General features: G+C 70.3%; 6 protein-coding genes. 5 read left to right on the top strand and 1 reads right to left on the bottom strand.

The window, feature by feature from the left end; translation table 11 throughout:
- Positions 1–150 precede the first annotated feature (150 nt).
- The gene (ptsP, locus tag Q4F04_RS14210; RefSeq protein WP_303370459.1) at positions 151–2,388 is read left to right on the top strand and encodes a phosphoenolpyruvate--protein phosphotransferase; all 2,238 of its coding nucleotides are present in this window, start codon (positions 151–153) and stop codon (positions 2,386–2,388) included.
- Here ptsP and Q4F04_RS14205 read toward each other — a convergent pair.
- Complete coding sequence (locus Q4F04_RS14205) at positions 2,385–3,317, bottom strand: zinc ABC transporter substrate-binding protein (protein ID WP_303370458.1); 933 nt, start codon at positions 3,315–3,317, stop codon at positions 2,385–2,387. The two genes, ptsP and Q4F04_RS14205, sit on opposite strands and share 4 nt — an antisense overlap.
- A 77-nt stretch (positions 3,318–3,394) precedes the next feature.
- Here Q4F04_RS14205 and Q4F04_RS14200 point away from each other — a divergent pair, with 77 nt between their 5' ends.
- From Q4F04_RS14200 to Q4F04_RS14185, 4 genes are all read left to right on the top strand, one after another.
- Complete coding sequence (locus tag Q4F04_RS14200) at positions 3,395–3,850, top strand: Fur family transcriptional regulator (RefSeq protein ID WP_303370457.1); 456 nt, start codon at positions 3,395–3,397, stop codon at positions 3,848–3,850.
- A gap of 47 nt (positions 3,851–3,897) precedes the next feature.
- A complete protein-coding gene (locus Q4F04_RS14195; protein ID WP_303370460.1) occupies positions 3,898–4,608 on the top strand; it encodes a metal ABC transporter ATP-binding protein in 711 nt (236 codons plus the stop codon).
- Complete coding sequence (locus Q4F04_RS14190; protein ID WP_303370456.1) at positions 4,608–5,405, top strand: metal ABC transporter permease; 798 nt, start codon at positions 4,608–4,610, stop codon at positions 5,403–5,405. Before Q4F04_RS14195 ends, Q4F04_RS14190 begins: the two co-directional genes overlap by 1 nt.
- 62 nt (positions 5,406–5,467) lie before the next feature.
- Entirely contained in the window at positions 5,468–6,466 is a 999-nt protein-coding gene (locus Q4F04_RS14185) for a GAF domain-containing protein (RefSeq protein WP_303370455.1), read from the top strand.
- Positions 6,467–6,512 lie beyond the last annotated feature (46 nt).

Here is a 6,512-nt window from a genome sequence, read left to right as displayed (position 1 = left end):
ACCAGCGAGATCAAGATTTCGGTGCTGATCGACCGCAAGTATATGGAACTGGCCGTGCAGGCGCTGCATGATGCCTTCGATCTGGAAAAAGCCTGATTGACGCGCGCCGGTCACGGCCCGCTCGTGATCGCGGAAAGGGACGCGCCACCCATGCCCGAGCGGACGGAAAGCGAATCGCGCAAGCTGCTCAGGCGGCTGCGTGACACGCTGGCCGCCCCCGGCGACGGGCAGGCGCGGCTGGACAGCATCACCCACCACATCGCCGATTCGATGCGGACGCAGGTGTGTTCGATCTACCTGTTCTGTGATACCGACACGCTTGAGCTTTGCGCCACCGAAGGGCTGCGGCGGCAGGCCGTCCACAAGACGCGGCTGCGCCTGAACGAAGGACTGGTGGGCCGGGTGGCCCGCACCGGGCGGCCGGTCAACACCGCCGATGCGCCCTCCGAGCATGGTTTCCGCTACATGCCCGAAACCGGCGAGGAGGTCTTCCCCTCGTTCCTGGGGGTGCCGATCCAGCGCGTGGGCGAGCGGTTGGGGGTGCTGGTCGTCCAGTCCCGCGAGGCGCGGGAATATTCCGAGGACGAGATCTACGGGCTGGAAGTCGTGGCGATGGTGCTGGCCGAGATGGCCGAACTGGGCGCCTTCCTCGGCAACGACGCGCAGCTTTCGGCCCATCGCTTGCCCGTCGTCTTCCGCGGCGCCACCGGGCAGGAAGGCGCGGCCGAGGGACAGGTCTGGCTGCACGAGCCGCGCGTCGTCATCACCAACCCCGTCGGCGACGACCCCGAAAAGGAACGCGCGCGGCTGACCGAGGCGGTGGCCATGCTGCGCCAGACCGTGGACGAGATGGTCAACAACGCCGACCTGACTGGCGGCGACGGCGAGGGGGTGCTGGAAGCCTACAGGATGTTCGCCCGCTCGCGAAGCTGGCTCAGGCGGATGGAGGAGGACATCGATCTGGGGCTGTCGGCCGAGGCGGCGGTGGAAAAGGAACAGTCCCACGCCCGCGCCAAGCTGGAAAGCACGACGGACCCCTATCTGCGCGACCGGCTGCACGACCTAGACGACCTGTCGAACCGGCTTCTGCGGATCCTGACCGGGCAGGGGCGCGACAACGGCATCCCCATGCCCGCCAATCCGATCCTTGTCGCACGCAACATCGGCCCGGCCGAGCTGCTGGAGTACGGCCGCAGCTTGCGCGGCGTCGTGCTTGAGGAAGGCTCGGTCGGAAGCCATGCCGTGATCGTGGCCCGAGCGCTGGCGATCCCGCTGGTGATCCATGCTGGGCGCATCACCGCCGAGGCGCTGAACGGCGACCCGATCCTTGTGGATGGCGACAGCGGCCTCGTCCACCTGCGCCCCGAGGATACCGTCGCCGCCGCCTTCCGCGACAAGATCGCGATGCAGACCGAGGCGCAGAAAAGTTATGCGGGCCTGCGCGACCTGCCCGCGCAGGCGCTGTGCGGCACGACCGTCAAGCTGCTGATGAACGCCGGGCTGATGGCCGACCTGCCCAGCCTGGAAGGCTCGGGCGCCGAGGGGGTGGGTCTCTTCCGCACGGAACTGCAGTTCCTGATCCGCACCCGCGTGCCCCGCCGCAGCGAGCTTGCGGCTTTGTATCGCCGCGTCATGGACAACGCCCGCAGCAAGCCGGTGATCTTCCGCACGTTGGACATCGGCTCGGACAAGGTGCTGCCCTACATGAAGCGCATCGACGAGCCGAACCCCGCGATGGGCTGGCGCGCGATCCGCGTTGGGCTGGAAAAGCGCGGCGTGCTGCAGATGCAGTTGCAGGCGCTGATCCGTGCCGCCGAGGGGCGCGACCTGCACGTCATGTTCCCCTTTGTCGCGGATTGCGACGAATATTTCGAGGGCCGCGCCATGCTGATGGCGCAACTGGACCGCGAGGCGGCGCTGGGCCATGCGCCGCCCACCAGCGTCCGCGTCGGCGCGATGCTGGAAACCCCGTCGCTGGCCTTCGCGCCCGAGCATTTCTTCCGCGCCTGCGATTTCATTTCCATCGGCGGCAACGACCTCAAGCAGTTCTTCTTCGCCGCCGACCGGGAAAACGAGCGGGTGCGCAAGCGCTATGACACCCTGTCGGTGCCCTTCCTGAACCTGATCCAGATGATCGTGGACCGCTGCGCCGCGCTGGACGTGCCGCTGAGCTTCTGCGGCGAGGATGCCGGCCGGCCGGCCGAGGCCGCAACCCTGGCGGCGCTGGGATTGCGGGTGCTGTCGATGCGCCCGGCCTCGATCGGGCCGGTCAAGGCGCTGCTGCGCCGCACCGACCTGGCCGCACTGAGGGCGCTGATCGACGCCGAGCGCGCGGCGGGCGCCGTGACCCTGCGTCCGGCCGTGGCCCGCTTCCTCGATCTCGCCTAGCGGCAGGCCGCCAGTGCCTTTCCGACCGAGCGGATCAGTTCGGGATACATCCCCGGCCCGAGCGCAATCGAATCCCCTGCCGGGTCCACGACGGCGGTCTTCACGCCGCGCCCCCGGAACACCGTCTCCAGAAGGTCGGGGTCGAACTGCGGCTCGGTCAGGGCGCAGGTGACGTCCAGATCGGCCACCCGGTCGCGCAGCTCGGCGATGCGGGCGGGGCCGGGGGGCGAGGCATCGCTGAGCGCGATGGCGCCCACCGCCGTCAGGCCGAAGCGGTGTTCGAAATACTGGTAGGCGTCGTGGAAGACGATGAAGCGCAGGTCCTGCAGGGGGGCGACGATGGTGCGCGTATCCTCGACCGCCGCGTCGATCTGCGCGACGCCCGCCGCGGCATTGGCGTGGTAGCGGGCCGCGTTGTCCGGGTCGGCCCCGGCCAGCGCCTCGGCGATCACCCCCAGCCAGATCTTGCCGTTTTCGGGGTCGAGCCAGGCGTGGGAGTCGATGGGGCCGCCTGCCGCATGATCGTGGTGGTGATCGTGCCCATGGTCCTCGTCGCCATGGTCATGCGGCTCGAAGGTGGCGCCGGTCCGCATGGGCAGGGTGATCGTATCGGGCTGTTCCAGCAGCCGCAGCCGCTTGGCCGATCCGGCCAGCGAGGTCAGGGGCCGGTCCATCCAGGGCGAAAGCTGCGGCCCGATCTTGATGATGACATCGGCCTCGCGCAGCTTTTTCGCGTCCGAGGGCTTCAGCGCGTAGAAATGGGGCGAGCCGCCCGGCGGGATCAGCAGGTCGGGCTGTCCCACCCCTGCCATCACCTGCGACACCAGCGAATGGACGGCGGCGATGTCGGCCACGACCTTCGGCGGCTCGGCCCAGGCCGGGACGGCGAGGACGGCGGTCAGTGCCGCGAAAAGCAGGGATCGTGGCATGATCTTCCACTCCGGTCTGGAACATTCCGGCGAGTTATAGTATAACGTTTCCGCCGTCAATAATCGTGAGGGGCGCCATGCACGACCATGACCGCTGCATTGCCAAGGCGATGGCCCATGTCGATTCCGCCTGTGCCGAGGAAGGCCTGCAGATGACGCCGGTGCGCCGCCGCGTGCTGGAAATCCTGCTGGAAGGGCATCGGGCGCTGGGCGCCTATGAGATCCTCGACCGTTTGCGGGCCGAGGGCTTGGGCAGCCAGCCGCCGGTCGCCTACCGCGCGCTGGACTTCCTGCGCCGCGCGGGCTTCGTCCACCGGATCGAGACGCTGAACGCCTTTGTCGCCTGCACGAAAGGCGGCGAGGGCCATGTTCCCGCCTTCCTGATCTGCCGCCAGTGTCACCGGGTGATCGAGGCTTCGGCCGAACCCGCGCAGGGCCAGCTTGAAAGCGCGGCCGAAGGCGCGGGCTTCGCCATCGAGACTGCCGTGCGCGAGGCCGAGGGGCTTTGCGCCGCCTGCCGGACGGCCGCGTGACCGGCGGCGGCGAGCCTCTGGTGGCGCTGGCGGGCGTCTCGGTCGCGATGGGCGGCCAGGCGGTCCTGACGGGCATCGACCTGACCATCCGGCGGGGCGAGATCGTGACGGTCGTCGGCCCGAACGGGTCCGGCAAGACCACCCTGATGCGGGTGATCATCGGCGCGGTGAGGCCCGATGCAGGCAGGCTGGCGCGGGCGCCGGGCCTGCGGCTCAGCTATGTGCCGCAGCGGCTGGCGATCGACCCGACCATGCCGATGACCGTGGGGCGCTTCATGAACCTGCCGCATCGGCGCGATCCGCCCGCCATCGCCGGGGCGCTGGACCGCGCCGGGCTGGCGGGGCTTCAGGCCCGCCCGCTCGCCGGGCTGTCGGGCGGGCAGATGCAACGGCTGCTGCTGGCGCGTGCGCTGCTGAACCGGCCGGACCTGCTGATCCTCGACGAAGGCACGGCGGGGCTGGACCAGCCCGGCGTCGCCGCCTTCTACGAACGGATCGAGCAGGTGAACCGGGACACCGGCTGCGCGGTGCTGATGGTCAGCCATGATTTGCAGGTGGTGATGCGGGCCTCGGACCACGTGATCTGCCTGAACGGCCATATCTGCTGCGAGGGAACGCCCGAGACCGTCTCGATTTCGCCCGCCTATCTGGGCCTGTTCGGGGGCGGAGCAGGGGCGCTGGCGCTTTATCGTCACCACCACACCCACAGCCACGACGATGGCCAGCCCTGCGCCCACGGCCACGAGGATGCCGCCTGATGCTGGACGATTTCATGCTGCGCGCGGGTCTGGGGGCGGTCGGGCTGGCTTTCGCCTGCGCGCCCCTGGGCTGCTTCGTCGTCTGGCGGCGCATGGCCTATTACGGCGACGCCACGGCTCATGCCGCGCTGCTGGGGGTCGCGCTGTCGCTGGCCTTCGCCCTGCCGCTGTTCCCTGCGGTGATCGTGGTCGCCTTGGTCATGGCGGCGGTGGTCGCGGGACTGGCCGGGCGGCAGTCGGTGGACGCGATGCTGGGCGTCCTGTCGCATGGGGCGCTGGCCGCGGGCATGGTCGCGGTCAGCTTTGTCCAGGGGGTGAGGACGGACCTGTCGGCCTATCTGTTCGGCGATATCCTGTCGGTGACATGGGCCGACCTGGCCCTGATCTGGGGAGGTGCTGCGCTGGTTGCGGCGCTGATCGCCTGGCGCTGGCCGGCGCTGCTTTTGTCCACGCTGTCGCCCGAGATGGCGGTGGCGGACGGCATCCGCCCGCGGGCCGAGCAATGGGTGTTGAACATCGCCCTTGCCCTGGTCGTCGCGGCCGGCATCCGCATCGTCGGCGCGCTGCTCGTCAGCGCCATGCTGATCATCCCCGCCGCCGCCGCCCGTCCCCTGGCGCGTTCCCCCGAGGCGATGGTGGCCATCACGGTCCTGATCGGCTCGGGTGCCGGGCTGCTGGGCCTCGGCGCGGCCTTCCGGCTGGACACGCCCACCGGCCCCACCATCGTCTGCGCGGCGGTGGCGCTGTTCGCCATGGTCACGGCGCTGACCCTGACCCGCCGCCGCATCGCCGCCTAAGGATTTTCCTGACCCATCGTCACCCCTCGCGCCTATAATCCGGTGCAGGGAGAGGCCGAATCATGGAGACACGCCATCACGCCGACCGCGTGATCGAGCGGACCTGCGCGTCCAACGACCTGACGCCGCTGACGGCAAGCTGGCGGCGGTCCGCCCTGCGCCATGGGCTGGACCCCGCCGCCCCGGTCCGGGCGCAACGGCTGACGGCGGCGGAACTCGCCGCCCGGCGCGAGGCCATGGGCGCCTTCCTGTCGGTCGCGGCCCAACCGGTGGACGAGCTTTACCGCCTCGTCAGCGGCTCGGGCTGCGCGGTCCTGCTGACGGACGCGGATGGCATCCTGCTGGATCGCCGCGCTCAGGTCGCCGACGCGGCAATCTTCGATGCCTGGGCGCTCGCCCCCGGCGCCGACTGGTCCGAGGCCGCGCAGGGCACTAATGGCGTCGGCACCTGCCTTGCGGAAGGGCGCGGCGTCATCATCCACCGCGACCAGCATTTCCTGTCCTCGAACATCGCGATGAGCTGCATCGACGCGCCGATCCACGGACCCGAGGGGCAGATCATCGCGGCGCTGGATGTCTCCAGCGCCCGGGCCGACGCGACCGAGGGGATCAACGCCCTGATCGCCGCCATGGTCGGCCAGTCCGCCCGCGCCATCGAGGCTGCCTGGTTCCGCGCGGCCTTTCCGGGCGCCCGCATCGTCGTGGCGGGCGAGGGGACCGAGGCGCTGGTTGCCGTGGACCGCGACGACCTCGCCATCGGCGCGACCCGCGCCGCCCGCCGGGCGCTGGGTCTGCCGAAGACCGGCCCGCTGAAGCCGCGCCCGCTGTCGGACCTGCTGGCCGAGGCGGGGGGCGGCGAGGGCGGGTTCGACCGCGCCGAGCGCGCCGCCGTGATCCGCGCGCTTGCCCGCGCCGAGGGCAACGTCACCGCCGCCGCCCGCGCGCTGGGCGTCGGACGGGCCACGCTTTACCGGCGGATGGGCCGGCTGGGGATTGCGCCCGAAGGCGCGCGTCCCGGAATTGAGACAGTCGGGCGGGACGATATCCGTCCCGCGAGTTGACCCGGTCCGCCCCCGTTTGCACGATATTGCCGTCCGGAAACGAGGA

The organism is Paracoccus sp. (in: a-proteobacteria), from assembly GCF_030536915.1.
Taxonomy (GTDB): Bacteria; Pseudomonadota; Alphaproteobacteria; order Rhodobacterales; family Rhodobacteraceae; genus Paracoccus.
Note: the sequence above shows the minus strand (reverse complement) of the source record. Positions and strands in the feature narration are given on the sequence as shown.

What these genes read in the sequence shown, in the direction of transcription:
- ptsP (WP_303370459.1), top strand. Translation starts at nt 151, where the DNA reads ATGCCCGAGCGGACGGAAAGCGAATCGCGCAAGCTGCTCAGGCGGCTG.
- Q4F04_RS14205 (WP_303370458.1), bottom strand. Translation starts at nt 3,317, where the DNA reads ATGCCACGATCCCTGCTTTTCGCGGCACTGACCGCCGTCCTCGCCGTC.
- Q4F04_RS14190 (WP_303370456.1), top strand. Translation starts at nt 4,608, where the DNA reads ATGCTGGACGATTTCATGCTGCGCGCGGGTCTGGGGGCGGTCGGGCTG.
- Q4F04_RS14185 (WP_303370455.1), top strand. Translation starts at nt 5,468, where the DNA reads ATGGAGACACGCCATCACGCCGACCGCGTGATCGAGCGGACCTGCGCG.
- Q4F04_RS14195 (WP_303370460.1), top strand. Translation starts at nt 3,898, where the DNA reads ATGGGCGGCCAGGCGGTCCTGACGGGCATCGACCTGACCATCCGGCGG.
- Q4F04_RS14200 (WP_303370457.1), top strand. Translation starts at nt 3,395, where the DNA reads ATGCACGACCATGACCGCTGCATTGCCAAGGCGATGGCCCATGTCGAT.